The sequence below is a fragment of the Synechococcus sp. R55.4 genome, from assembly GCF_047461935.1.
GTDB lineage: Bacteria > Cyanobacteriota > Cyanobacteriia > Thermostichales > Thermostichaceae > Thermostichus.
Genome location: NZ_JANSIF010000042.1, coordinates 1 through 22,812, shown reverse-complemented (window position 1 = coordinate 22,812; position 22,812 = coordinate 1). Strand labels below are relative to the sequence as shown.

Genomic DNA, 22,812 nt, shown 5'->3' with positions numbered 1-22,812 from the left:
CGGATCGCTTTGCTAGGCTTAGCGCTTACTATCCTGCAAGTGCTAACGATATACCTCTGGACAAAACGCGGTGACTATGCTTCTGCCTTCACAGCCCTGAGTCAGCGGGATAGCTATTGGTATCTCAGCATTGTGCGGCGGGGGTACCAGTTTGTGGGTTTCGACAAGATTGCCTATGAGCAGAGCAACGTGGCTTTTTTCCCCGGCTATCCCCTGGCAGTGGCCGCAATCAGTCACCTTGTGGGAGTTGACCCTGAACTGGGGCTCTACCTCACCGCCCAACTCTTTTGCTGGCTGATGTGGGTTTACCTTTTCCTGCTTTACCGCAGGTGGCAAATTCCCCCCCTCTGGCAAATTTTGGCCAGTTTGCTCATCTTCTTTTATCCCACCAGCTTTTACCTGGTCGTCGGCTACAGCGAATCTTTGTTTATGGCCAGCCTACTGGGTTTTCTCTACTGGTCAATTCACGGGGGCCGTCCCCTGCTGATGCTCCTGGCTGGGATCCACGGCTTGGTGATGAGTGCTACTCGGATTGTCGGCTTGCCGGTGGCGCTGCTCCCTTTTTTGAATCTCCTGAAAGCGGGGGAGAGAACCCAAGCCCGCCGTTGGTTTTGGACGAGTATGGCAGCGAGCTTGGCTCTGTTGGGTGGCCTGGGCTTTTTTCTCTACTGTCAGCTCCGCTTCGGACGCTGGGATCTCTACCTGGAAATGCAGCGTTACTTTACCGGCGTGAAAGCCAATTATCAAGCTATTTTCCAAGCTCGCACATATGTCCTTTCCGCCGAACGCTGGCAAAGCTTACTCTCTCTTTCTGCACCGATGAAAGACCCTGGGCTGTGGGCTGACGCTCTTAGCCAACTGTTTGTGTCTGCCACCCTGGGATCCCTGCTTGTTACAGGTTTAATGGATGCGGCAGGAGTTATGGCAGGTAGAAGCCAGTGTTGGCGGGAGCGGCTGGGATTTCATCTGGCTGCTTGGGCCATGTTTTACATTGCCCTGACGGGTACGAGCCCCTTGGGCCAGCGAAGCATGAGCCGCTATTGTCTGCCGGTTCACATCCTGCAGGTGTTGGCGTTGGTACATTGGGCCAAACACACCGATTTCAGCTTCATCCCCCAAAGGGTGCTTGGCTATCTTGGCACTATCCTGAAGCTGGGCTACGGGCTTCTAGCTTTGATCTTCCTCGCCCTCAACCAAATCCTCACCTGGCGCTACGTCCACCATCTCTGGGTGGCTTGACTCCGCTTTCCTGAAGATAGGATGTGAGGGATCCCAACTTCTCACCGGCTGAGAGCTGTGGCGTTCTCTTCTCCCCGCAAGTCTCCCCGTCAAAAATCAGCCTCGCGTGTCGCTCAGACCCTTGAGCCCACCAAAATTTACCCCTGCCCGTGCTGCCACCAAGGTCAGTTACGCCTGATCACCCTAACCGAAGCCTTCGGGTGTAGCCGTTGCCAGCATATTTTTGCCATCACCCCCGACCGCCTGTACATCGAGCAACTGGCCGTTTCCTATCCCTACCGCAAAATGTGGTTCTGGAACGGCTACCAATGGGTGTTGCGGCGGGAAAACACCCTACAGGGATCCGCGCTCTTGGGCCTCACCCTCAGCTTGGGCATTGTCTTGGCGGTTGGGTTCATCGGCGCAGTGCTCTTCCCAAACCAAACCCAGTTGCTCAGTTGGTTCATGATTCTCGGCTTGTTGCTAACGCTGCTGATGGTAACGGCGATCCTGCTGCTGCGGCGGCCCTGAGACTTACGAGATCTGATCCGGCAACCGGTTTCTAGAGTCGGCAGCCCTGACACTTGTGGATTCAACCATTTCTTGTTAGCAGTGTTAGCAGTGGTCTGGAGAAAGCGGCGGATCTGTCTCTGATGGGCTAGGCGGGAGAAGTTCAAGTGACAGATTTCGGTTCAGACTTTGACTTAGGTACCACTCTGCGACAGGTACGCCGTTTGCTACCCCAACTGCAGCGGTTGAGCAGCCAAATCAAGCGCCAGGCCCTGCTGGCTCTCTCGCGGTGTTTGCTGGAGCGCTCCGATCTGCTGCTGGAAGCCAATACCCTTGACCTGGAAAGTTGCCGCGAGCAAACCGTACCGGAGTGGATCCTCAACGGCCTGAAGCTCACCCCCGAGCGCCTACAGCGATCCGCCCAGTTGCTGACTCTCCTGGCCCAGCAGCCGGATCCCATTGGCAAGCTGGAGAAGGGGTACCGCCAGGAGAACGGCCTGTTTATTGGCCGCTACCGCGTTCCATTGGGGTTGATCGCTCTGGTCTATGAAATCTACCCCGAGTTTGCCCTAAATGGCATTGGCATGTGCTTAAAAGCGGGAAACGGCGTGATTTTGGCCAGCAGCGGTCCCATCCAGAAAACCCACCAGGCCATGGTCAACCTCTTGGCAGAGACGGCTTACGAGCACGGGATCCCGGAAGGAGCCATTCAAACCTTGCCCGCCCAAGACCAAACGGCGGATCCCCAAGCAGATTCCCCACTGTTGCCGTTGCTACAGCAAACCCGCTACCTCGACCTGGTGATTCCCTGCGGTCGCCCCGGCTGGGTGGAGTTCCTGTTGCAGGCCAGCAAAGTGCCGACTCTGGCCACCCATTTGGGCTACGGCCACATCTATCTGGATCGCACTGCCCCTTGGCCCTTGGTCAAATCGGCTTTGTTGGATCCCCTGGCCCAGTACGGCTCAGAAGGGATCCCCATCTATCAGCCCCTCACCCTCTGGCTGCTGATCCACACCGATTGGGCCACCAACCATCTGACCGCCTTGATTGAGGACTTGCTGGGTCACGGGATCGATATCCAGGCAGCCGCCTCCATTCTGGAACAGTTCCCGCAGCTCCAGCCGCTTGGGCAAGGCTTTGACTCGACAGAACGACCTCATCTGCGCCTGCAGCCCATTGCCGACCTGACGGAGGCGATCGCCTGGATCAACAAAAATGGTTGCCGTCAATCGGAGACGATCCTCACCGATAGCCAATCGGCGGCCCAACGCTTTCTCCAAGAGGTGGATGCCGCCCTGATCCACATCAACACTTCCCCCCTCTCAGCAGGTCGGGGAGCTGGGATCCCCACGTTGGGAGCGTTTCGCGACCTGTCTTTGGGCATTTCTACCCAGCGGCTGCACGTGCGCGGGCCCATCGACGTGGAAGCCCTGACAACGGTGAAGGTGGTGGCTCAGGGTGACCTGTAGAGCTGGAAGGTTGGTCGGCCCGCCCAAGGACCCAAGAGCTGCGATGAGGCTGGAGAAGAATAAGAATAGTAAAGAATAGATCGACATCAGCTCACCATCCAACCGAGCCCAAAGGGAGGACTTTTTTGGGGATCGACCTTCGCAGTTACGTGTTTTTGGATCGGCTGCAACCCCAGTATGCTGCTTATCTGGGCACAGTAGCCTACGGCTTTTTGCCCCTGCCTGGGGACACTTCTTTGTGGGTCGAGATTTCCCCCGGCATTGAGATCAACCGCGTCATGGATGTGGCGCTCAAGGCCACTTCCGTTAGGCCGGGGCTGCAGGTGGTGGAGCGGCTCTACGGCCTTTTGGAGGTACACTCCAGCAACCAAGGGGACACCCGCACGGCTGGCCGCGCCATTTTGTCTGCCTTGGGGGTGAGCGAACAGGAGCGCCTCAAGCCCCGCATCATCTCCAGCCAGATCATCCGCAACATCGATCCCCACCAAACCCAGTTGATTAACCGTTCCCGCCGTGGCCAAATGCTCCTGGCTGGCCAAACCCTCTACATCCTGGAGGTGCAACCGGCAGGCTATGCCCCCCTGGCTGCCAACGAGGCAGAAAAATCTGCCCAGATCAACATCCTGGAGGTGATGCCTTTCGGTAGCTTTGGCCGCGTGTACTTGGGAGGGGAAGAGCGAGATATTCTGGCCGCCTGCCGCGCTGCCGAAGCCGTTTTGGCGGGGGTTTCCGGTCGGGAGCCCCTCTTGTTGCCTGAGGAGGTGTAGCCAATGGCAGACTCCGATCCCAAGCCAAGATCGCCCCTGTCGCAACGCCGGGATCCCTCTTCAGCGGAGCAAGTGAGGCTCTTGACGGAGCTGGCCGCTCCCTATCGCAGCTTGCGGCGCTTCATCTACCTGGCAGCGGGCTTCTCGGCCACCATCGGGGCGTTTGTGTTTTTCTTTCAGGCCCTGGCGGGGCGAGACTTAAGCACCACCTTGCCCAGCTTGGCCTTGCAGTTGGGGATCCTGGCCGGCGCCATCGGCCTGAACAGGCTGGAAAACCGCTCTCACCAGAAGGTGATCAGACAGGTCAAACAACGCTTGGGCATGCAGCAAGACTCCCAGGAGCCCCAACGGTCGGCGGACAGTTAGCCCGCCCATTCCCCGCAGCCCCTTTCTCAATCCAGATCAAAGTCATCATCATCCGCGTCAGCACTGCGCAGATAGCGGCGCTGAGTTTGGCGAGCGGGATCCCCTTGTGACCACTTTTGGACAATTTGGACACCCAGAAAGGTCAGAAAGGCCCCCAAAGCCACAAACGTGAGAAGTGGGATCGCCAGGATCACCACTGCGCCCAGGACATAGATAGCCACCTTGGGCAGAGACGGATCCACCCCCCAGCGGCGGCTGCGCACCCAATCGGTGAGCTGCTGATCCCATTGGCGCAGGCGAGGCCTGTTCTCCTCGAAGATCTCCAGCAAAATCGGCCCCAGACGACGCAGATTGTCCTGAGTTTGCCTTCGCCAATCCTGCACCGAACGCCCCATGTTCAGGATCCCTTGTCCTGTGATCTTCAGGCCGATCCTAGCCCAACCCTAGCAACCTTCCCATCAGCTCAGAGGACGACCCCACCGGATGTAAATTTGTTTGAACATTTGGATCGGAGATTTTGGAGGCTTCCCAGGACTACAGTACACTGAGGGCACTGGCGCAGCGATGTTGCTGCCATGCCGATTCGGTAAACCTTTTTTAACTTTTCAACCTGCTCGACTGGAGAACGCTAATGGCTCACTCGGTCAAGATCTACGACACCTGCATCGGCTGCACTCAGTGTGTGCGGGCTTGTCCCACCGACGTGTTGGAGATGGTGCCCTGGAAGGGAAAAAACAAAGCTGGGATGATCGCGGCTGCCCCCCGCACCGAAGACTGTGTTGGCTGCAAACGCTGTGAAACCGCTTGCCCTACCGACTTCCTGAGCATCCGGGTCTACCTTGGCCCCGAAACCACCCGCAGCATGGGCTTGGCCTACTGAGTTGCTGGGGGCTGGTTGCATCCTGATTTGCAATTGCCTATAAATTACTGGCAAAAGCTTCACCGAGAGTTTGGCGTGCAAGCCCCGGCATTGATGCCTGGGAAAGAGTCGTCATCAAGCTTAACCAAAAAACTGGGTTTAAAGCCCCGTCCTTCCAGGGCGGCTTTGCACTATGCTGCCTGTAGCGGCGGGGTAGTCAACCGCTCTTGCCCAACGCCTGCTGTCCGCAAGTCCCCCCTTCGGGGGGATTCATAGAAAGCAAATTCGAAAGCATTTGAAAAGCCAAGTAGCTTTTGGAACGTTCCGCTCGTAGGGCTTCCTGCACCAACTGTTCTCTGGTGGTGTGGTTGAGTAGCTCTTTCAGACTATCGGGGGTCATCAGAGATTGGATCCCAGTTAACCGCCGGCCATTAAGCGGTTTCTGACCCTTTCTACCTCCCAACCGACCTGGAAACCTAGAAGTGGAGATCCCAAACGGGGAAAAACCCCACCAGCAGCTCCACGATCACCAAAGCCGGTAGCAAGTTGGCCACCCGCAGGCGGGCCAGGCCGAGCAGGTTGAGGCCAATGCCCAAGATCAGGATCCCACCGGTGGCCTCCAAGGCGGCGATCAGGTCTGGGCGCAACAGAGGCTGCAACTGCCGCGCCAACAAAGCCACTCCCCCCTGAACCAGGAGCACCGGCACCGCAGAAAATAGGGTGCCCCAGCCAAGGCTGGCGGTGAAGGCGAGGGTGGCGATCCCGTCCAAAGCGGCTTTCACCAACAACAGCGAGGGATCCCCCAATCCATCCTGGATGGATCCCAGCAGGGTCATGGGGCCGACCACAAACAGGATGCTGGTGGTGACGAAGGCACGGGTAATCGGGTTGGGGCCCAGCCAACGGCTTACCTGCTTTTCCAGGGCCTGGCCAATCCGCTCAAAAGCAGCCTCGATGTCAATCCACTCCCCCAGCACAGCTCCTGACATCAGAGCAACCAAAACCGTTACCGCTTGGGCGGCACTGCCGAGGGTGAGGGCCATTTGGATCCCTAAGACCAGCACCAGGGATCCCATGGCTTGCAAAAGGGTTTGGCTCATTCGCTGGGGCAGGCGGCTACCTACTCCCCAACCAAGGCCGCTCCCCGCCAAGATGGCGAGGGTATTGACGAGAGTGCCGGTGCCGGGAGGAGCCATAGACTTTTTAGCGCCCAGACTTTCCACTCTCAGTTTCCGATAAAGACCTGTCCCAAGCCTGCGCGGAAGCACCTATGCAGATTCAGCTATTCCCGCTGCCAATCCTGGCTATACTGAGGACACGCCTACCTGATCAGATGGGGGCTTTCACTCCACGAAGACATCCGATGAGCTTTTGGAAGGGCCTGTTCGGGGCAGCAGGGGCCGCTTCGACGAAAGAGTTGGCGCAAAAAACGACGGCCAAAGCTGGTCATGTTGCCGCGCAGCGCAGTCGCGACCGTCAGGAAGTGGTGGCGGTACAGGGCGAGTCCATCCTGTTCAGCTTGGATCCCAACTTGGATCTGTACGAGCTGGAGGAGCTCTGCGATGCGGTGGGATGGTCGCGTCGTCCCATTCCCAAGGTGAGAAAAGCCCTGCAGCACAGCTTTTTGGTGGTGTCGATGTGGCAGCAGCGGGGCAGCTATCGTCGCCTCATCGGCTTTGCCCGGGCAACGTCCGACCACGCCTTCAATGCCACCATTTGGGACGTGGTGGTTCATCCCGATTTCCAGGGCAAGGGTCTGGGCAAGCGGCTGATGGAAAAGGTGATCCAAGAGCTGCGCGCCCAAGACATCAGCAACATCACCCTTTTTGCCGATCAAGGGGTGGTCAGCTTTTACGAGCGGCTGGGCTTCACCCCCGACCCCGAGGGGATCAAAGGCATGTTCTGGTATCCCCGCTAGCGTATGGCTCCTCTGGTGATTTTGCCCGGTTATCTGGCGGGTGCGTCGGAGTATGAGCCCCTGCGCCAAGAGCTGGAAGCCCGCGGCTATGCGGCACGGGTGGTGCCGTTGCAGGTGCGCAGTTGGTTTCCCACGCTGGGGGGAAGGCCTGTCACTCCCATCCTGTGGGCCCTTCGAGAGACCATCCAAAAGACCTGCGCTGAGTTTGGGGTTGACCGAGTTAACCTGGTGGCCCACTCCGCCGGCGGCTGGATTGCCCGCATCTACCTGGGATCCGTGCCCTATGGGGGACAGGTGTGGCAGGGGCGGGAGCAGGTCGCTGCGCTGATTAGCTTGGGATCCCCCCACACCAGCCGGGAGCGCTGGACGAAGCGCAATTTGGACTTTGTCAACACCCACTATCCGGGGGCCTTTTGGCCCGAGGTCAAATATGTGTGCGTGGCGGGCAGGGTCATCCAGGGGCAGAGGTTGAGTCTGGGATCCCTGTGGCGACAGGAGCATTATCTGGCTTGGCTGGCCTACAACAGCTATTGGCTCACGGCTGGACAGGGGGAATTGTGGGGCGATGGCATTACCCCCATCGAGGCTGCCCACCTGCAGGGGGCTGTTAACCTCACTCTGCCCAACTGCTACCATTCCGGTCGGGGTGGACGGCGCTGGTATGGATCCCCCGAGGTGGTGGAAACTTGGGCTCAGTATCTGGCTTAGGGCCGGGGTTTAGCTGCCAGGCTTGCTTGGGTCGCCGAGGGAAGTCTCGGGCAAAGAGGCGGCCGATTGGCGGCGTTCCTGCTGACGCCGGGCGGCTTTTACCATCTCCTCGACCACAGCCCGCGCCTGCTTCATGCGATCCAAACTGCTGCGATAGAGCTCCAGATCTTTTCTCACCCGCTCTGTTGAAAAGGGCAGCTTGCTCACCACATTCTCCAAAAAGCGGCGGGTGCGTTCTTCTGGTTCTTCGTAAAGGGACTTGGCCACAACTTCATAGGCTGTGTAAAGGCCAACAGCTAAGACCCGGCTGTAGGCGTAGGGCGGCTGAGTCATGCGCTCCAAAATGGCTTTCAACCCACCCACATCTTCCGCCTCTGGCTTGAGACAGAGGAGATCAAGTCTTTGACGGGGATCCCCGCTTCCCATCAACTCCAGCAGATCGCGGGCATTCTTGCGCAACACCTCCGGCTTGAGGTGCAGAGCCTTACAGAGGGCGTTGAAAATGGCTTCTCGCTGCTCAGGGGGGTGATAGGCTTCCATCAGCCCGTCGTAGAGGGTGACCAGCCCCAAGGCAAAAAACGGATCGTAGACGAAGGTGCTGTTGACAGTGGTCAGGTGCAGCTCCACCAACAACTCCTCCACCACCCGGCGATAGACGGCGTTGATCGGGCGAGGGTAGGCGCTGAAAAAGGCCGCTTTGGTGGCGGAGAGGGTGCGAACAGGATTCACAGGCAGACAAAAATGAGCTTGAGGATGGCTTCTCTGTTTTTTTATTCTCACCTGTGCTGACCCTGAGGGCAAGCTGTGTTGACATCCTCCCCGGCCTGAAGGCTGGAGATTCCTACCACGCTACGCATGGATGGCTCCTTGCGCAGTCGTCTCGGCGGGTTCCTGCTTCCGACCGCCCGTGCAGTTCGATCCACAGGCCATCCGGGCTGACACGGGTGGTTCACCCACCCGCATCCCGACCGCAGCGTCGGCCGTGTCCTGCCCTTCGTCTCGCAACAGCTGTATCCCGCGAGCAAGGATGTTGATGGCACCGACCAGAAAGGCCTCCGGCCCGCTGCCGCGAAAGGCCTCCGGCCCGCTGCCGCGAAAGGCCTCCGGCCCGCTGCCGCGAAAGGCCTCCGGCCCGCTGCCGCGATCGGCGTTATTCTCATAGCCGCACGCCACGCACTCGAACCAGGCTTGGGTCTGGCGGTTGTCTGATGAAACATGGCCGCAACATGGACAGGTGCGGCTCGGGTTCTGCGGCGGCACGACAATGAGCCTGCCACCTTTCCAGGCCAGCTTGTACTCCAGCTGGCGACGGAACTCGAACCAGCCCTGATCGAGGATGGATTTGTTCAGACCAGACTTGGCCCGAACCTTTCTTCCAGGCTGCTCGGTTGTACCTGCCGCCAACTTGGACATATTCCGCACCCGCAAGTCCTCGATGCACACGATTGCCTGGCTTTTGCAAATCGCGGTCGAGACCTTGTGCAGGAAGTCGCGGCGGGCGTTGGCCATCTGAGAATGAATACGCTGGAGGCGGGCTTTTGCCTTCTTCCAGTTGTTGCTGAACTTGACTTTGCGGGAGAGCGCTTGCTGTGCCTTGCGCAAGCGCGCCTCGTGCCGCTTGAAGCTGTTGAGGGGCGCGTAGAACGTGCCGTCCGAGAGGGTAGCCAAGCGGGCAATGCCCATGTCCATGCCCACTGCGCCCCCCTGCGGAATAGGCCAATTAACCTCCCGCTCGGTCTGGATCGACACGAACCACTTGCCAGCGTGCTTGGATACGGTGACGCTCTTGACCTTGCCCACCACGTCGCGGCTGTTGCGATAACGCAGCCAGCCAAGTTTGGGCAGAAAGATGCGGCTGTTGGCCTGGTCCAGCTGGATTTGCTTGGGCTCGGGATAACGGAAACTGTCCGACCGGCCTTTTTTCTTGAACTTCGGGAAGCCGGCGCGTTGGGCGAAGAAGTGGCTGTAGGCTCGCTCCAAATCCTGGAGCGCCTGTTGCAGCGGATGCACCGGCGCATCCGCCAGCCACGCTGTATCTGCGCTGTGGCGCCACTTGGTGAGCAACTGGCACAGGCCCGCATAGCCTAGCTTTTTCTGGCCTTGCTTGTGACGCTCCTTCTGCAACGCCAGTGCTTTGTTGTAGACGAACCGGCAGGAGCCAGCAAAGCGGCGCATCTGCCATTCCTGCTGGCCGTTGGGCAGCAATTCGTACTTGAAGGCTTGAAGTCGTTGCACCGCTCAATCGTATTCTTGGCCTATGCGTGATGACAACGATATTCACATGGCCGGCACTGCGTTTTTAAAGGGCGTCGGCTACGGTCGGCGCTATCCTTCCCCGCCCTGAAGGACGGGGCTTGCCGCGCCTTTTGGTCAATACAGCTGCGTCTTGACTCCGCTATGGTGGCGCTATGGTGAATAGAGGGGTGGGAGGATGGGTTGAGAGCGGCGATGGCAACAACAGACGTGACGGTGGTGGTGAAGATCGGCACCTCCAGCCTGACAGATACTCAGACCGGCTTGTTGCGTCTTTCGGTGTTGGGGCCGCTGGTGGAGGTGCTGACCCACCTGCGCAGGCAGGGGTATGCGGTGATCTTGGTCTCCTCTGGGGCGGTGGGGGTGGGCTGTGCTCGCCTTGGCTGGCGGCAACGACCGACGGCTATTGCCGAGAAGCAGGCGGTGGCTGCGGTGGGACAGGGGCGGTTGATCCGCCTTTACGATGACCTCTTCTCGGCTCTGAACCAGCCAATTGCCCAAGTGCTGCTCACCCGCGGCGATCTGGTGGAGCGCAGCCGCTACGTGAACGCCAATCGCACTTTTGCCCAACTGCTGCAGATGGGGGTTATTCCCATCGTCAATGAAAACGACACGGTGGCAGTGGAGGAGCTGAAATTCGGCGATAACGACTCGCTTTCGGCGTTAGTGGCCAGCATGGTGCAGGCCAAGTGGCTTATCCTGCTCACCGATGTGGACAAGCTCTATTCGGCTGACCCCAACCGAGATCCCTCTGCCCAGCCCATTGAGCGGGTGTTGCCCGGGATCCCGCTACAGGTGAAGGCCGAAGCCCAGGGGAAAAGCGGCTGGGGCACCGGCGGCATGGCCACCAAACTGACCGCTGCTCAAATTGCTACAGCTGCAGGGGTAACGGTGGTGATCACCAATGGCAAACGGCCTGAGCAGATCCCGGCAATTCTGGCCGGCGAGGCCATCGGCACCCGCTTTGATCCGGCTCCTCAGCCCGCCAGCGCCCGCAAGCGATGGATTGCCTACGGCCTCATCCCCGAGGGATCTTTGACTTTGGATGAGGGGGCGGTACGAGCGGTGTGCGAGCAAGGGCGCTCGCTGTTGCCGGCAGGGATCACAGCCATTTCTGGGGAGTTTGAGGCGGGGGCTGCCGTGCGCCTGTGCGATCCCAGCGGCCAGGAGGTGGCGCGGGGCCTGGTGAACTACAGCGCCGAGGAGCTGCGGCAGATTAAGGGCAAAAAAACCGCCGAGATTCCCCGCATCCTGGGCTACGAAGGGGTTGATACTGCCGTCCACCGGGATAACTTGGCCTTGCTCAATTGAGGCCATGGGTGAGGCCATGGGGGCGAGTCCAGGCGCGGTGCTCTGCACCACTAGCACGAATGGCTACAACGGCGGGATCCCAACGCCTATTCTTCCAACTGCCAGGGATCCTGAGCCAGCACCTCATCGAAAACCCGCGGGGGGCGCACGGCCATCAGCACCTGGCCCAACAGGGGAGAGGAGGGCGAGTCTTCTATCCACTCCACCGCCAGGGATCCGGCCCGATCCACCAGGAAAAATCCCGCCATCTGAGCTCCCTCCCAAACCCGAGCGGCGCGATCGACCACCAGCAAAACCGGATCCTGTTCTTCACCGGCAGGCACCGGCAAACCCAACAGGGATCCCAAAAGCCGGTTTTCCACCTGAAGGATCACCGGATCCCCGGCCTTTTGAATCACCGGCCAAGCAGGCAAGGCCATCCAAGTCTGCTCCGCCGGGCTGTTGACCCAGCCAAAGGGCCCTTGCGGCTCGCTGGGGGGGATCCCTTCCCAGGCGGCAGTTGCAAGAGGCAGGGATCCGGCCACCGGCAGCAGTCGCGGCAGATCTTCTTCCAAGCGAAACACGGACAGCTTGGGCAAAACGCTGCGTTGGGGGCGGGAGCTGGTGGCAATCGTGGACAAGAGCTGCTCCACCTGTCGGCGGGCTGTATCACTGTGGACATACTGAAATGCTCGACCGATAGCGCGAGTTCGCTCCTGCAGATCGCGGGTTTGCTGGGCCGTCCGCCAGGCTTGATAGGCTACCGCATCGCCGGGGTGATCCGTAAACCCTTCCGGAAGCTGTTGGAGCTGGGCATAATTTTTCACGGCGCGGGCGATCTCATGAGCATCAGCGGCATGCAAATGGCGACTGAAGATAAATTCCGCCACCCGAACCCGATCCTGTGGAGAGAGAATGCGCAACTCGTAGAGGATATCGCTACCTTTGTGGGCAAAATGCTCCAGAACTGCTGGGCTGGCTCCTGCTTTGGCTATCCCTTCGTAAACTTGGGCCGCAACGATGATCTGGTTTTGGTGAATGGGCTCAAACCCGGTTGCCTCGAAGATGGCCTGGGGAGTCATTTTCTGTCGTTGCAAAGCTTGACAGGCCTTGGCCCAATCCAGCCACCGGCCCTCTTTGCGGCGCAGCCGCTCTACCAACAAGCTGGGATCCTCCTCCACAGCAGCAGGTTCCGGCAGATACTGACTCATGCTTGTTCTCCAACAGGCTGGACAGATCACCACTCCCCTGGTCCACAGCCCAGCAGATCTGGCCGGGCATCTGGCCAAACTTGATCTTCAAACTTGATCTTAGGGCTGATAGCGGTTCTGGCCGAGTCCGGTCGCGACAGCGGGACGGAGTCCTTGGCGAAACTCTAGATCGCTGGGTCGCACAGCATCACCTGGGAAGGCTGTCCACTCACCGGCAAGCAGTTCAGATCCAATTGCCAAAGCTGAGACAGGTGAGATTTCTCTGCTTTGGGCACCTGCAGCCAAATCTTGCCCCTTTGGCCCACCTGCAACACCTGTGAGCCGTTAGGCACAGCTACTTGGGCCAAGGGATCCCCTTTTTCACTGTACAGCCAGAGGGAAGTGGATTGCTCGCCCTCTCGACACAGCAGCAGCACGCCCCAAGGGGCCTTGGCCATCTGGACAGGTTGCCCTTTCAAGAACCAGCGGCGCACCCGCAGCGGATTCACCTGCACCGAGTGGAGATAGGGGCAGCAACCTTGCTGGCCTTCCCTTCCCTCATCTGTTGCCGCAAAGAGCAACCGTTCTCCCAAGCTGATCACCCCCCCTTGGGGATCCAAGGGCAGGCGATAGCGAATGGGCTGGGATCCCGTCTGCAGAGACCAACCGGTCGCGACAGTGGGATGGTGTCCCTTGGGATAGGGCAAGAGGCTCATCTCCACCCACTGCTGCCCCACACCTGTCAACAAAACCAGATGCTCCGAGAGGGCCAGCAAGCGGGACAGGGATCCCTGCCAAGGCCAACGAAAATAGCAGCGGGAATCGGGGAAAGGCTGTGTTCCTGTCGACGTGGCCGGCTGCCATTGTACGGCCCCCAACTCTTGGGCGGTGGCCCAGACCAGCTCCTGTCGCTCTGCCAGCCAGGTGGCCTGCCAATCCTCCTCAAAGCTGAGCAAGGTGCGGATGCGGCTGGGGCTGAGGTGCAAAAGGCTGCTTCGGGAGAAGGCCAGGGCTTCCGGGAAGGTGTTCAAGGGCAGCACCGCCCGAATTGGCTCGTCCAGGGAAAAACGGGCCAAAGCAGGGGATCCCAGGGCAAGGTTCTGGAGCTCCAGCCATTCCAGCCTCTGGGGGGTCACCCGCAACAGCAGCGGGGATCTGGAGCCGCTGGGATCCTCGCAGATGCAGAACTTTTGCTCGGCCAGGAACCCCATCCCGCCAGTGTCAACAGAGCCCAGATCCGGCAGATCCCAAACCTGTACCCCAGGGGGCGGCCATCTGGGCAGGCGAGGGCCAACCCAACAACTGGCCGGCTCTTGCCACTCTTGGGCAACCACCGCCAAAGCCGACCGCATTTGGGCAGCAGTGCGGAACCGCCGCAAGGGCAACTTGCGTAGGGCTATCTCCAGCACCTCCCGCAGCGGGGCAGGGATCCCTTCGGGACAGACAAACGGCTGGTTGAGGTGGGCGTGCATCAACTGGCTGGGGGATCCGGAAAAAGGCCGCCGGCCTGTCAACAGCTCCAGCAGGATGATCCCCACCGCGTAGAGATCCGAGGCAGGGCTAAACTGACCGTAGAAGCGCTCGGGAGCCATGTAGGCAGGGGATCCGGTGGCGCTGATCTCATCGGGAAGAGGCTGGGAGTGGCGGGCAATGCCAAAGTCTGTCAGCTTCAGTTGCCAGCCCTGGGGCGTGGGCTTGAGCAGGATGTTCTCGGGCTTGACATCGCAGTGGATCACCCCCTGCCGGTGGGCATGATCTAACCCGGCCAAAATCTGATCCACAAAGCCCAAAACCTGCTTGACCGGCAGCCACAGCCCCTGTTCCACCTGGTTGATCAGCTCCCGCAGGGTGCCCCCCTCGCAGTACTCCAACACCAAATAGCGGCCCTCGCGGGCATGTTCGAGGGCGTAGCAGCGGGTAATGTTGGGGTGGTTCAGGGTGAGCAGATGGCGCAACTCCCGCAGCAGGTTCTGGGTGGGAAAGCGCTCCGCCTGCAGCTCCTTCAAGGCCACCAGCTCTCCCCCCTGGCGAGGACGGGCACAGAACACACGCCCATACTGTCCTTGGCCGGCCAAACCCAACAGTTGGTAGCTGTCGTGAATCGACTTGAGGGTACGGCTGCGTCGGGACACGGCCCCAGGGGAATCCATACCGGCACTTGGTATCGTTATATCCCTTGCCGGATCCCTTTTCGTCCGAACCTCGGCACGGGAACGCCAGACCCATCGGCAGCTTTGCCAACAGGGCTTCCCCTGAACCCCTTAACAGAGAGACTAAGAGCCGGTTAACTGCTTGAGCAGCTCCGCCGCGTGGGTTTCCACGTTGATCTTGGTGATGATGGCCTCGATCTTCCCCTCCGGATCGATCACAAACGTGGTGCGGTGGATGCCGTTGTACTCTTTGCCCATGAACTTTTTCGGGCCATAGACGCCATAAGCACTGGCCACCTTGGCCCCCTCATCCACCAACAACGGAAAAGGGAGCCGGAACTTCTGGGCAAATTTTTGGTGGGAACGGGCATCGTCGGCGCTCACCCCCAAGATGCGGATCCCTTGCGCCTGATAATCGGCGTAGGCATCCCGAAAGCCACAGGCTTCTCGGGTGCAGCCGGGAGTGTTGTCTCGTGGGTAGAAGTAGAGCACCACCCGCTGGCCCCGCAACTGGCTCAAGCTGATGAGATTGCCCTCGGCATCGGGCAAGGTGAACTCAGGAGCGGGATCCCCAACCGCAAGGGGCATAGGTGGGATCCCTCCTCAGACCGATTTTTTGGGAGAGAGAATCATCGTGATGTTTCGCCCTTCCTTTTGGGGAGGCTGCTGCATTTCCGCCACGCCCTCCAGGTCTTTGAACAAGCGCTGCAGCAATTCTTCCCCCAGCTCGGCGTGCTGGGCCTCGCGACCGCGGAACATCACGGTGGCTTTCACCTTGTCTCCATCCCCCAAGAACTGCTGGGCGCTGCGCAGGCGGACATGGTAATCGTGCTCGCCGATGTTGTAGCGAAACTTCACTTCCTTGATCTCGGCGGTGTGTTGCTTCTTGCGGGCCTCCCGTTCTTTTTTCTCCTTCTCAAACTTGAACTTGCCGTAGTCCATGATGCGGCAGACGGGCGGATCGGCCTTTTCGCTCACCAAGACCAAGTCCAGATCTTTTTCTTCTGCCAGGCGCAGGGCCTCGCGCGGGCTCATGATCCCCAACTGGGTGCCGTCGGTATCGATGAGGCGGATTTTGGGGAAGCGGATGCGCTCGTTGATGGCCGGCAGCTCTGCACGCTGCTTGCGGGGGAAGCGGTCAAGTGGACGCTCTACGGTCAAGTTTTCCTCTCTGAACGAAATGAACAGCACAAAACCCATGCTAAGTAGAAGCAAGCCCCCTAGGAGCAGTGCCGACCCGTGGATTTGAACTTATCCAATCAAAGTCGGCTATCGGCCCGCAGGCTAAGGCATGCTGCACCTATACTAACCGGCATTTTCTACCTCCTTCTAGAGCTATCAAGAGTTGTCAAGGCCCGCTCACTTGGGGATCCTGCCAGATTGGGGCAACAACCGCGGTAGGATACCAAAGTGGCGATCCTGATGGGATCAAAGGTTGTTTGTCGGCCAGCAGGGAGGGCAGAAGCGGTGCAGCTCGGTTTAACGGAACGGGAACTGACAGAGTTGGCCCAAAAGTCGGTTCAGCTCATCCTGAGCCCGCGGGAAGGAGATAGCGAGGCGCTGATCCAGTACAAGTCTTCGGCGGAATTTCGAGCAGGGGTGCACCTGGCCTGTGCGGCCATGGTGTTGGTCTTGGCCGAGAACAACGAGCGCCTCGGCCAACAGTTGCTGGCCACTTTACAGAACTTACAGAAAGGATCCCCGGCCCTCGAGACACCCTCGGAGGGGACTACCGGAAGTTAGCCCAGGGATCCGCAAACGGGAGAGGAGAACGCCTTGGCCGAGGTACGCAGCGAGCGGGACTCGATGGGGGAGCGGCAACTGCCGCAGTCGGTTTATTACGGCATTCAAACCGTCCGCGCCCTAGAGAACTTTCCCATCAGCGGCCTCAAGCCCCTGCCGGAGTATGTAGAAGCCTGCGTGCTGATCAAAAAAGCGGCGGCAGAGGTCAATGGAGAGTTGGGGTGCATTCCGGCAGAGGTGGCCAAGGCGATTGTGCAGGCGGCGGATGAGATCCTACAGGGATCCCTGCGGGATCAATTTGTGGTGGATATCTACCAAGCAGGGGCAGGCACCTCTCACCACATGAATGTCAACGAAGTGTTGGCCAACCGCGCCTTGGAGATCCTGGGGGAGCCCAAAGGCTGCTACCAGCGGGTCAGCCCCAACGATCACGTCAACTACGGCCAATCCACCAACGATGTCATTCCTACCGCCATTCGCCTGGCTGCCCTGCTGCGGGTGCGGCGGGATCTGCTGGGCACTCTAGACAATTTGGTGGCAGCCCTCGAGCAGAAGGCAAAAGACTTTCACGGGATCCTCAAGGCCGGTCGCACCCATTTGCAGGATGCGGTGCCGGTGCGGCTGGGGGACAGCTTTGGCGCCTACGCGGCCATCTTTGCCCAACACCGTCGGTGGATCGAGGAGGCCAGCCAGGCCCTGTGCAGCTTGGGGTTGGGGGGAAGCGCTGTCGGCACCGGCCTCAACACCCATCCCCAGTATCGGCAGCGGGTGGTGCAACGGCTGGCGGAATATACTCAGCTACCCCTGACCCCTGCCCCCCACCTGATGGCGGCGATGCAGAGCATGGCCCCCTTTGTGCATCTGTCGGGATCCCTGCGCAACTTGGCCCAAGATGGCATCAAGTTGGCCAACGACCTGCGGCTGATGGATTCCGGCCCCAAGACCGGCCTCAAGGAGATCCAACTCCCCCCGGTTCAGCCCGGCTCTTCCATCATGCCCGGAAAGTATAACCCGGTAATGGCCGAGATGCTGAACATGGTCTGCTTTCAGGTGATCGGGCTGGATACCGCCATCACCCTCTGTGCTCAGGCGGGGCAATTTGAGCTGAACGTGATGATGCCCCTCATTGCTTATGACCTCCTGCACAGCCTACAGATCCTAAACAACAGCCTGCGGGTCTTCACCGAGCGCTGCATTCAAGGCATCACCCCCCAACCGCAGCGATGCCGCGGCTACGCGGAAGGGACGCTGGCTTTGGTGACTGCTCTCAACCCCTACATCGGCTACTTACAAGCGGCAGAGGTGGCCAAGGCTTCTCTGGAAACCGGCCAGCCCATTCGACAGATTGTTTTGGAGCGCAACCTCATGACCCCAGAGCAGGTGGCGGAAGTGCTGGATCTAGAAGCCATGAGCCAAATGCAGTCCTAACCCATTCGCTACAGTGGAGGCATACTGCTCCTGCCCGGCCATGACCATTACCCCCTATCGCTGGCCCACCCAGCACGACTTGCCCGATACAGACGACACCCCCTTGGACAACGAGGATCAAGGCCGCCAATACCCCCTCCTCCGGGAACCGCTGCTGCTGCACTGGTCAGATCGGCAAGACTTTTTTGTGGCTTGCAATATGGGCCTTTACTACGCCCTACCCCGGCAGGTCATTGTTCCAGATTTGTTTCTGGTGCTGGGGGTTCCCCGTTGGCGGGATGGCACTGCCCGCAAAAGTTATGTGGTTTGGGATGAAGGGAATATCTTGCCTATTCTCATCTTGGAGATCATCTGCAACGACCAGGGGGAAGAAAAACCCGGACAAGCCAAATTCCAGCTCTACGAAAGGCGGCTGCGGATCCCCTACTACGTCACCTTCGAGCTAGAGACCGATGAGCTGAATGTTTATCAACTCCAGGGCGGACACTATGAGCTGCTCCCCGGCTCAGGCGCTGGAGAACATCCCCCAATTCTGTTGCCCGATTTGGACTTGAGTATCGGTCGGTGGTGGGGATCCTACGAGGGGCGAGAACGCTTTTGGGTGCGCTGGTACGATAGGGCAGGGCAATTGTTGCCTACGGGAGCAGAATTGGAGCGGCAACGGGCAGAATTGGAACGGCAGCGGGCAGACCTAGAACGCTCCCGAGCCGAACGACTGGCCCAGCGGCTACGAGAGCTGGGAGAAGACCCCGAACTTTGATCTGCTCTTTCAGGGATCCCCAAAGAAATCTCCACCTACCCCGTACACTGCGATCCTGGCATTCCAGGGGGACATGATGACCAGACAACGACTCAGCCTGTGGACGAAGCTGGCCTACGGGGTGGGGGATCTGGGCACAGGCATGACAGCTAACATCCTCATCTTTTTCTTGCTGCCCTTTCTCACCAATACCGTTGGCATGTCGGCAGGCCTAGCCGGCAGCATCTACGCCATCACTCGCTTTTGGGATGCCATCAACGATCCCATCATCGGCATTCTCAGCGACCGTACCCGCAGTCGTTGGGGCCGTCGCCGTCCCTGGTTGCTGTTTTCCGCCCTCCCCTTCGGCCTCACGTTCCTGGCCCAGTGGTGGATCCCTTTTCCCGGTCGTATTGGCCCCCTTTTCGCCTACTACCTACTGGTGTCGCTGCTGTTCAATACCTTCTACTCGGCGGCCAATATCCCCTATGCCTCTCTGACCGCGGAGCTGACCCAGGATTACGACGAGCGCACCCAGCTCAACCAATTCCGCTTTGCCTTCTCTGTAGGGGGCAGTATGGTTGCGGTGGTCACCTTTCCCCTGCTGGTCAACTTGCTGCCGGATCGGGCTGCCGGCCACCTGCTGGCGGGAGCCTGTTTTGGAGTGATCTCGGCTGTGCCCTTGCTGATCTGCTTTTGGGGGGTGCGAGAACGGTATCAATTCCAACGGGATCCCATGCCCCTGGTTCAACAACTGCGGGTGGCCTTCAGCAACCGCCCCTACCTGTTTGTCAGCGGCATCTACCTGTGTTCTTGGCTGGCGTTTCAGTTCACGGCCACGATCATCCCCTACTTCATCGTCTTCTGGATGGGCCTGCCGGAGGTGTGGATTTCCCTGGTGGTACTGGCGGTACAGGGGATCGCAGTGCTGACGCTGTTTGGCTGGACCCAACTGAGCACCCATCTGGGCAAGCGCACCATGTACCTTATCGGGGCGGGGTTTTGGCTGATCTCGCAGGCGGGCCTGTTTTTCCTCCAGCCCGGCCAGCAAGGGATCATGATTGGGCTGGCTCTGTTGGCCGGCATTGGGGTTTCTGCTACGGCCTATCTCGGCCCTTGGTCCATGTTGCCGGATGTGATCGATCTGGATGAACTACAAACCGGGGAGCGGCGGGAGGGGATCTTCTACGCTTTTATGGTCTTCTTACAAAAGGTGGGCCTGGCGCTGGGACTGTTTTTCGTGGGGCAAGCTCTGGATTGGGCCGGCTTTGTGCCTTCGGTGGCCGGAGAGGCCCTGCCCATCCAGCCGGAATCGGCTTTGTTGGCCATCCGCATTGCCATCGGCCCCTTACCGGCGGTGGCCCTGATCGGCGGGATCCTGCTGGTGTGGTTCTACCCAATCACCCGGCAGCGTCATCAGCAGATCCTGATGGAATTGGAGGAAAAGCGGCAAGAATCCCGCCTCAGCACGGAAAAATCTCCTTAGATCGCCGATTTTCGGCAAAATAGGCTACGGTTTCTAAAGGCGGTTCCATTAGGATGGCCCTGTGGGCTGAGTGCAGTTTGCTTAACAGGAGGCAACTCGCCTACTATTGGTCTAGGTAACAATGAGGTTGGGTGTGCTCCGTGCAATCACGGGTTCCGTCAAGTTGGCCCAGATCATTCGCGCGGGATCCCCCTCACCACTTAGGGTTTCGCTGCCGTTGCTCTGCTGGGGTTTGGGGCTGGCGGGCTACGGGTTCATTGCCGTTTTGAGCCAGCGCCACCTTGACACGCTAGAAACAACCCAAGCGCGGGAAGCTCTGCAGCAGGTGCTTTGGCGAGCAGCCGCCGAATCTTACCGAGTTTCTCCCAGCGGTGCTTTAACTCCTGCCAGTCCCAATCCTTTGCCGACTTGGATCCCATCCGTTCGCACAAGCAGGACGGAGTCCTCAGCCAAATCTGAACCAGAGCCTGAACCCGCCCCTGACCGCTTGCCTTCTCCCCTCTCCGCTCCCACCCTGACTCAAACAGTTCCATCTCCTTCTCTGTCTGCCCGGCTGGTCAGTTCTCTGCTGTCGGCTTCCGCTTTGTCTGCGGCAGGCCAATCGGATTTTACGCTGCAGACCTACCCGCTCAATGGCCGCAGCCTTTCTCGATCTTTGCAGGAGATGGTTGAGCGCCTACGGCGGCAAAGCCTTGGACAAGATCTCCAAGACATTGCAGACATTGACAGGATCCCGATTGAAGTTAGGCCGTTGGCGGGGCAAACCCTTGGCAGCTTCGCTCTGCTGGGGAACATCCCGGAGACAGGGGAATGGCTGGTGCAGTTGACTTATTCCCGCTCTTGGCCCTATTTGCCTTGGGCCTGGGCAGGGGTGGCCGGTCTGCTGGTGGCCGGTGGGTTGCTGGCTCAAGTAGAGCTGCAGCGAATCGGCAAGCGGGAGGAGCGCTATCGGGGCGTTTTGGCTCAAGCCTTGCCGACTGTCATCCTGGCCGACCCGACTACGCAGCAGATTCTGGAGGTGAACCCGGCTTTTGAGACTCTACTGGGCTACTCGCCGGCGGATGTGGCCAAGCTAACCCTAAGAGATCTGGTGGTGTCGAATCGAGACTCCCTTGAGGATGCCCGTCACACCGAAATCCAAGGCAACTTCCTGCAAACTCTGGCGGGGGTCAGCGAGCAGCAGTATTGGCGGCAAGGGGGCACAGTTGTGGATGTGTTGGTGAGCGCCAGTACCCTGGTTTTGGGCGAGCGCTCGCTGCTGTGTTTGATCGTGCAGGAGATCACTGAACGCAAACGTCTCGAAGCCCGGTTGCGCAAGGCAGCCTCTCTGGATCCCCTCACCCAACTGCCCAATCAACCATCTTTTGTGGCCAAGCTGAAGCAGGCGATGCAGCGGATGGCGGAGCAACAGGCCCTTTTGGCGGTGCTGTTTTTGGATTTGGATGGCTTCAAGATGGTCAACGACAGCCTTGGGCACAGTGTTGGGGATCAACTGTTGGTGGACATCAGCCAACGTCTATCCCGTTGTTTGGACAGCAGCGAGACTCTAGCCCGCTTTGGCGGTGATGAGTTCACGATTCTGCTGGAATATGTGCAAGGGATCGAAGATGCTCTGCACGTAGCCCAACGGGTGCTCGCCGCCTTCGCCAATCCCTTTGAGGTCAAGGGGCAAACGGTGCCCGTCCACCTGAGTGCCAGCATTGGCATCGCCATCAGCCAAGATGCTCATGAGTTGCGCCGCGAGGGGGGGCGCATTCTCTCCGCGGAGGAGTTGATCCGCAATGCCGACACGGCCCTTTCTTGGGCGAAGTCTCGCGGTAAGGCCCAGTACGCCGTTTACGATGAGGTGATGCGGCAACGGGCTTTGCAACGGCTGCACCTGGAAACCGAGATCCGCCAAGCCCTCCGTCAGGAGCAATTTCGGGTGTACTATCAGCCGATTGTGCAACTGAGTACAGGTCGTATTGTCGGTTTTGAGGCGCTTCTGCGATGGGAGCACCCGGAACGAGGTCTGATCCCCTCTTCTGAGTTCATCCCCATTGCCGAAGAGATGGGGCTGATCGTGGAGTTGGATCGCTGGGTTCTCCAGGAAGCCTATTGGCAACATGTGCGCTGGCTGGCCCAGATGGGCAAAAAGGCCGCTGTTGTCCTGAGTGTCAACCTCTCCGGCAAGCAGTTTTCTCGGCCAGGATTGGTGGAGTTTATCGCCCGCCTGCTGTCCAACACCGATTTGGATCCCAGTTACCTGAAGTTGGAGATCACCGAAAGCCTGATCACTGAGTCGAAGCGGGAGGTGGCAGAGCAACTGGCGCAATTGCGCCAATTGGGGGTTTTGATCGGTATTGATGACTTCGGCCCAGGCTACTCCTCTCTCAGGGGCCTGCAGGATTACCTCATCAATGGCCTGAAAAAATGGCCTGAAAATCGATCGCTCCTTCATCTCGCGCTGGGGGCCGAATGAAGAAAATGCCGAGACCATTGCCTGATCATCACCTTGGCCCGCAGCCTGGGAATGGATGTCACTGCCGAGGGGATCGAAACCCTACAGCGACTGCACCAATGAGGCTGTTGAACTGCGAGTATGGCCAGGGCTATTTCTTCGCCAAACCTGATACATTCACGCTGAACTCTCCTGAACATAGTTCAGGAAAGAAGCGATCGCATCCTGCCTATCTCTGTTCGCGTCAGCGGGACGGAGTCCAAACAGGAAGGCGGTAT

Annotated in this window: 22 protein-coding genes; 14 read left to right on the top strand and 8 right to left on the bottom strand. The window is 59.3% G+C overall.

Translation table 11 applies throughout. From position 1 onward, the window contains the following. The first annotated feature begins 39 nt into the window (after positions 1 to 39). The 5 genes from NW842_RS10215 (at position 40) to NW842_RS10195 (ending at position 4,330) form a co-directional block, all read left to right on the top strand. Complete coding sequence (locus NW842_RS10215; RefSeq protein ID WP_414374958.1) at positions 40 to 1,239, top strand: hypothetical protein; 1,200 nt, start codon at positions 40 to 42, stop codon at positions 1,237 to 1,239. A 57-nt stretch (positions 1,240 to 1,296) separates the two neighbouring features. After that, complete coding sequence (locus NW842_RS10210; protein ID WP_414374957.1) at positions 1,297 to 1,749, top strand: hypothetical protein; 453 nt, start codon at positions 1,297 to 1,299, stop codon at positions 1,747 to 1,749. 146 nt (positions 1,750 to 1,895) lie between these two features. Next, complete coding sequence (locus NW842_RS10205) at positions 1,896 to 3,197, top strand: gamma-glutamyl phosphate reductase (RefSeq protein WP_414374956.1); 1,302 nt, start codon at positions 1,896 to 1,898, stop codon at positions 3,195 to 3,197. A gap of 125 nt (positions 3,198 to 3,322) precedes the next feature. Next, positions 3,323 to 3,964: a hypothetical protein gene (locus NW842_RS10200; protein ID WP_414374955.1), complete on the top strand. Its 642-nt coding sequence runs from the start codon at positions 3,323 to 3,325 to the stop codon at positions 3,962 to 3,964. Between the two features lie 3 nt (positions 3,965 to 3,967). Next, complete coding sequence (locus NW842_RS10195) at positions 3,968 to 4,330, top strand: DUF3493 domain-containing protein (RefSeq protein ID WP_414374954.1); 363 nt, start codon at positions 3,968 to 3,970, stop codon at positions 4,328 to 4,330. 26 nt (positions 4,331 to 4,356) lie between these two features. Here the strand turns inward: NW842_RS10195 and NW842_RS10190 are convergent, their stop codons facing one another. Beyond that, positions 4,357 to 4,725: a hypothetical protein gene (locus NW842_RS10190; protein WP_414374953.1), complete on the bottom strand. Its 369-nt coding sequence runs from the start codon at positions 4,723 to 4,725 to the stop codon at positions 4,357 to 4,359. 236 nt (positions 4,726 to 4,961) lie between these two features. On the opposite strand from NW842_RS10190, the gene psaC reads away from it, so the two are divergent. After that, entirely contained in the window at positions 4,962 to 5,210 is a 249-nt protein-coding gene (gene psaC / locus NW842_RS10185) for a photosystem I iron-sulfur center protein PsaC (protein WP_414350136.1), read from the top strand. Positions 5,211 to 5,665: 455 nt separating this feature from the next. Here psaC and NW842_RS10180 read toward each other — a convergent pair whose 3' ends face one another. Further along, positions 5,666 to 6,385, bottom strand: coding sequence for a DUF554 domain-containing protein (locus NW842_RS10180; RefSeq protein WP_414374952.1), 720 nt, complete (start codon positions 6,383 to 6,385; stop codon positions 5,666 to 5,668). A 167-nt stretch (positions 6,386 to 6,552) separates the two neighbouring features. Here NW842_RS10180 and NW842_RS10175 point away from each other — a divergent pair, with 167 nt between their 5' ends. Beyond that, positions 6,553 to 7,107, top strand: a complete 555-nt coding sequence (locus tag NW842_RS10175; protein ID WP_414357199.1) for a GNAT family N-acetyltransferase — start codon at positions 6,553 to 6,555, stop codon at positions 7,105 to 7,107. A gap of 3 nt (positions 7,108 to 7,110) precedes the next feature. Beyond that, the gene (locus NW842_RS10170; protein ID WP_414417965.1) at positions 7,111 to 7,815 is read left to right on the top strand and encodes an esterase/lipase family protein; all 705 of its coding nucleotides are present in this window, start codon (positions 7,111 to 7,113) and stop codon (positions 7,813 to 7,815) included. Between the two features lie 9 nt (positions 7,816 to 7,824). Here NW842_RS10170 and psb29 read toward each other — a convergent pair whose 3' ends face one another. Continuing rightward, a complete protein-coding gene (gene psb29, locus NW842_RS10165) occupies positions 7,825 to 8,544 on the bottom strand; it encodes a photosystem II biogenesis protein Psp29 (RefSeq protein ID WP_041436186.1) in 720 nt (239 codons plus the stop codon). A gap of 120 nt (positions 8,545 to 8,664) precedes the next feature. Continuing rightward, positions 8,665 to 10,050 carry an RNA-guided endonuclease InsQ/TnpB family protein gene (locus NW842_RS10160; RefSeq protein ID WP_414417964.1) on the bottom strand — a complete coding sequence of 462 codons (1,386 nt, stop codon included), beginning with the start codon at positions 10,048 to 10,050 and terminating at the stop codon, positions 8,665 to 8,667. A gap of 213 nt (positions 10,051 to 10,263) precedes the next feature. Between NW842_RS10160 and proB the strand changes: the two genes are divergently transcribed. Continuing rightward, positions 10,264 to 11,379: a glutamate 5-kinase gene (proB, locus tag NW842_RS10155; RefSeq protein ID WP_041436197.1), complete on the top strand. Its 1,116-nt coding sequence runs from the start codon at positions 10,264 to 10,266 to the stop codon at positions 11,377 to 11,379. An 86-nt stretch (positions 11,380 to 11,465) separates the two neighbouring features. Here the strand turns inward: proB and raf1 are convergent, their stop codons facing one another. The 4 genes from raf1 to infC form a co-directional block, all read right to left on the bottom strand. Then, positions 11,466 to 12,569 (bottom strand): RuBisCO accumulation factor 1, encoded by a 1,104-nt coding sequence (raf1, locus tag NW842_RS10150; protein WP_011432171.1) that lies wholly within the window; start codon positions 12,567 to 12,569, stop codon positions 11,466 to 11,468. A gap of 164 nt (positions 12,570 to 12,733) precedes the next feature. After that, entirely contained in the window at positions 12,734 to 14,698 is a 1,965-nt protein-coding gene (locus tag NW842_RS10145) for a serine/threonine-protein kinase (protein ID WP_414417963.1), read from the bottom strand. A gap of 123 nt (positions 14,699 to 14,821) precedes the next feature. Continuing rightward, positions 14,822 to 15,286 (bottom strand): thioredoxin-dependent thiol peroxidase, encoded by a 465-nt coding sequence (bcp, locus tag NW842_RS10140; protein WP_414417962.1) that lies wholly within the window; start codon positions 15,284 to 15,286, stop codon positions 14,822 to 14,824. A gap of 15 nt (positions 15,287 to 15,301) precedes the next feature. Further along, positions 15,302 to 15,859, bottom strand: coding sequence for a translation initiation factor IF-3 (gene infC, locus NW842_RS10135; protein ID WP_414357186.1), 558 nt, complete (start codon positions 15,857 to 15,859; stop codon positions 15,302 to 15,304). A 261-nt stretch (positions 15,860 to 16,120) separates the two neighbouring features. On the opposite strand from infC, the gene NW842_RS10130 reads away from it, so the two are divergent. The 5 genes from NW842_RS10130 to NW842_RS10110 all read left to right on the top strand — a co-directional run bounded on the left by NW842_RS10130 (position 16,121) and on the right by NW842_RS10110 (position 22,555). Beyond that, positions 16,121 to 16,441, top strand: coding sequence for a hypothetical protein (locus tag NW842_RS10130; protein ID WP_414357184.1), 321 nt, complete (start codon positions 16,121 to 16,123; stop codon positions 16,439 to 16,441). Between the two features lie 33 nt (positions 16,442 to 16,474). After that, positions 16,475 to 17,869 (top strand): aspartate ammonia-lyase, encoded by a 1,395-nt coding sequence (locus NW842_RS10125; protein ID WP_414357182.1) that lies wholly within the window; start codon positions 16,475 to 16,477, stop codon positions 17,867 to 17,869. 40 nt (positions 17,870 to 17,909) lie between these two features. Continuing rightward, the gene (locus NW842_RS10120) at positions 17,910 to 18,629 is read left to right on the top strand and encodes a Uma2 family endonuclease (protein WP_414357180.1); all 720 of its coding nucleotides are present in this window, start codon (positions 17,910 to 17,912) and stop codon (positions 18,627 to 18,629) included. 76 nt (positions 18,630 to 18,705) lie between these two features. Next, complete coding sequence (locus NW842_RS10115; protein WP_414417967.1) at positions 18,706 to 20,094, top strand: MFS transporter; 1,389 nt, start codon at positions 18,706 to 18,708, stop codon at positions 20,092 to 20,094. A 133-nt stretch (positions 20,095 to 20,227) separates the two neighbouring features. After that, the gene (locus NW842_RS10110) at positions 20,228 to 22,555 is read left to right on the top strand and encodes an EAL domain-containing protein (RefSeq protein ID WP_414417961.1); all 2,328 of its coding nucleotides are present in this window, start codon (positions 20,228 to 20,230) and stop codon (positions 22,553 to 22,555) included. Positions 22,556 to 22,812: the final 257 nt, after the last annotated feature.